This is a genomic window from Shigella sp. FJ200513 (assembly GCF_040495915.1).
Taxonomy (GTDB): domain Bacteria; phylum Pseudomonadota; class Gammaproteobacteria; order Enterobacterales; family Enterobacteriaceae; genus ECMA0423.
The window spans coordinates 1-2684 of sequence record NZ_JBDYCV010000202.1; the positions used below are offsets into that span (position 1 = coordinate 1).

The following is a 2684-nucleotide window of genomic DNA, read 5'->3' on the forward strand; positions in this document are numbered from 1 at the left end:
TGCTTCCATCGGAAACGATGATCTGGCAGCCTGAGTTCACAGATAAAACACTCTCCAGGAAACCCGGGGCGGTTCACACAGTATTTTCACCATTTTGCCACTGCGGCCCCGGAAGACGAAGATATGCCCGGAGAACGGGTCATCTTTCAGCGTGTTCTGCACCTTCGAAGCCAGGCCATTGAAGCCACAACGCATATCTGTGATGCCAGCGATGATCCAGATTTTGGTACCGGTCGGCAGCGTTATCATCGGATACCCCCTTTCATTTCGCGGATTAGCGCCCGTAACAGTTCCGGAGTGAGAGGGTCAAACAGTTTTACCACACCTGATTTAAGATGCAGCTCGCACCGTGGGACGTTTCCGGGAGCCCCCTCAGGGCGCTCATCATGCTTGTTACGCCAGAAGGGATTTGTAACTGGTCTGGTCGGCTCCGGCGTATCAGTCAGTGCCACCGGGACAGGCATGCATTCCTGTATGTCATCATCGCTCAGTAAGCCGTCCTCGTACTGGCTTTTCCATTTAAACAGCAGGTTATTATTGATATCGTGTTCTCTGGCGATCCGGGCAACAACAGCCCCAGGCTGTAATGCCTGCTTAGCCAGACGGACCTTAAATTCACGGCTATAGCTGGTTCGCCGTTCTTTTCGCCATGAGCCTTCTCTGATTTGAGGCTCTGTTAATTCCTTCTTTCTGTTGGCATAAAGGATGGCGTCAAGTTGAGCGAATGAAACTGAATCGGGCAATGGCCATGCGATACCGGATGCAAGAAATCGCTGAAAAAGCGTATGTATTGTGGAATGACTGAGACCCAGACGCTGAGCGATGGCCCGGATGGTCAGTTTATCTTCAAATCTTAAACGCAGGGCATCAGGCAAATAAGAACGGAAGCAGGGAATATCTTTTGTTGTCTGGGAATTCATCGTTCGTGTCCATCAATATAGATGGGCGCGATTGTTGCCAGACAGGACAATTTTCACAAGACGTCGCTGATGGGGCGCTTACGCCATTTCGTGTTATTGAACGCGCAAAAACTTTGTGATACCCAGCACATGATGCAGCAAATACTGCTGAGCCTTGTTCATGCGCTGTACGAAGGTAATCCGCAGCCGGTTTTTGCCAATACGGAAAAATTGAACGATGCTGTGGAAGAGCTGCGTCAGTTGCTCGATAACCACCATGACCTGAAAGTCGTGGAAACACCAATCTATGGTTATGTGTGGCTGAACATGGAAACGGCACATCAGCTTGAGTTGCTATCGAATCTGATTTGCCGGGCCTTGCGCAAATAATTCCTGAACTTCAGAATCATCTTGCTGCTGCTTCGATTCAGCAAGGATAAAGGGTATGATAGTGAAAAGGGATAAAAGCATTGTCATCTGCGGCAGCTATGAGTAATGTTGGCCCTAACGAATAGCGGTTGCTTAAACGAATCCGACTCTCACATTATCAGGGGTATAAAAATGGAAACTACCAAGCCTTCATTCCAGGACGTACTGGAATTTGTTCGTCTGTTCCGTCGTAAGAACAAACTGCAACGTGAAATTCAGGACGTTGAGAAAAAGATCCGTGACAACCAGAAGCGCGTCCTGTTGCTGGACAACCTGAGCGATTACATCAAGCCAGGGATGAGCGTTGAAGCAATCCAGGGCATCATCGCCAGCATGAAAGGTGACTATGAAGATCGCGTTGACGATTACATCATCAAAAATGCCGAGCTCTCCAAAGAACGCCGCGATATCTCCAAAAAGCTGAAAGCTATGGGCGAAATGAAAAACGGCGAAGCGAAGTAATTCCCGTTTTATTCAATGAGGGTTGCCCGGCAACCCTCATTGCTCATTGATTCTTATCTGTGTATCACCGTCATCATTCTCATCTGAGAACCAATCGAAATTAACAACAGCCTTCTTCTGTATGCAGCAAGGCAAAAAGTTCTGTAACTCCATTGTTATTAACTGCACTGGTTACTAACACGTTGTGCGCTCCAGCTTCCCGTAACCAACTTTTCACCAAAGATATTTGTTCCATGCTGGCTAAATCTGCTTTGGTTACTACTCCAATGACCGGGTGATTCATGGCCCGGTAGGGCGTTTTTACCTCTAATTCCTGCTTCAGCGCTGAGATTCCTGCTTGTTGCCGGAAAAGCAGGCACCTGCCGTCTGAACGGTATCGATCCGGAAGCGTATCTGCGCCATATTCTGAGCATACTGCCTGAATGGCCCTCCAACCGTGTTGACGAACTCCTGCCATGGAACGTAGTTCTCACCAATAAATAAGCGTCAATACGGTGCTCCGTTGACGCTGATATGACTTTCCGTGTCAAACCGGAATCTCTAATTTTGACGATTTTCTTTTTAGGTTTAATTCCCTGAGGGCGACGTAGCAGTAAATCCGACGGTGAATCATGCTGATATTCGCGGGTTGGATACCGCATTACAGAGGTCCGTCATATGAGCCTGCCACTTTCTTACGTCGCGAATCAGCTTTGTTCCGCCGTCGCCAAGCGCTAACGTGGGTTACTCTTGTACCGGGCTACGTCGCCTTCAGGGAACTGGTTATTCTCATTTTTTATTTGTGACATTGTGGTTGTTGTGCGACAGACATTGCTATTTGAACCGCCCCGGGTTTCCTGGAGAGTGTTTTATCTGTGAACTCAGGCTGCCAGATCATCGTTTCCGATGGAAGCA

The 2684-nt window shown here is 48.3% G+C and carries 3 protein-coding genes and 3 pseudogenes; 3 read left to right on the forward strand and 3 right to left on the reverse strand.

The annotated features are described in order from the left end of the window. Positions 1–78 precede the first annotated feature (78 nt). Positions 79–249, reverse strand: a pseudogene (gene tnpB, locus ABZJ92_RS21305) (IS66 family insertion sequence element accessory protein TnpB); the annotation flags it as partial. Next, positions 246–920 (reverse strand): IS66-like element accessory protein TnpA, encoded by a 675-nt coding sequence (gene tnpA / locus ABZJ92_RS21310; protein WP_001088287.1) that lies wholly within the window; start codon positions 918–920, stop codon positions 246–248. The gene tnpA and the pseudogene tnpB, both read right to left, overlap by 4 nt. Before the next feature lie 75 nt (positions 921–995). Between tnpA and ABZJ92_RS21315 the strand changes: the two are divergent. Beyond that, positions 996–1289 (forward strand): annotated as a pseudogene (locus ABZJ92_RS21315) (hypothetical protein); the annotation flags it as partial. Positions 1290–1460: 171 nt separating this feature from the next. Then, positions 1461–1790, forward strand: a complete 330-nt coding sequence (locus tag ABZJ92_RS21320; RefSeq protein ID WP_000450409.1) for a DUF496 family protein — start codon at positions 1461–1463, stop codon at positions 1788–1790. 100 nt (positions 1791–1890) lie between these two features. Here ABZJ92_RS21320 and ABZJ92_RS21325 read toward each other — a convergent pair whose 3' ends face one another. Next, positions 1891–2073, reverse strand: coding sequence for a EutP/PduV family microcompartment system protein (locus ABZJ92_RS21325; RefSeq protein WP_001016348.1), 183 nt, complete (start codon positions 2071–2073; stop codon positions 1891–1893). A 62-nt stretch (positions 2074–2135) separates the two neighbouring features. Between ABZJ92_RS21325 and ABZJ92_RS21330 the strand changes: the two are divergent. Further along, positions 2136–2273: pseudogene (locus tag ABZJ92_RS21330) on the forward strand (transposase domain-containing protein); the annotation flags it as partial. Positions 2274–2684 lie beyond the last annotated feature (411 nt).

What these genes read in the sequence shown, in the direction of transcription:
- tnpA (WP_001088287.1), bottom strand. Translation starts at nt 920, where the DNA reads ATGAATTCCCAGACAACAAAAGATATTCCCTGCTTCCGTTCTTATTTG.
- ABZJ92_RS21320 (WP_000450409.1), top strand. Translation starts at nt 1,461, where the DNA reads ATGGAAACTACCAAGCCTTCATTCCAGGACGTACTGGAATTTGTTCGT.
- ABZJ92_RS21325 (WP_001016348.1), bottom strand. Translation starts at nt 2,073, where the DNA reads ATGAATCACCCGGTCATTGGAGTAGTAACCAAAGCAGATTTAGCCAGC.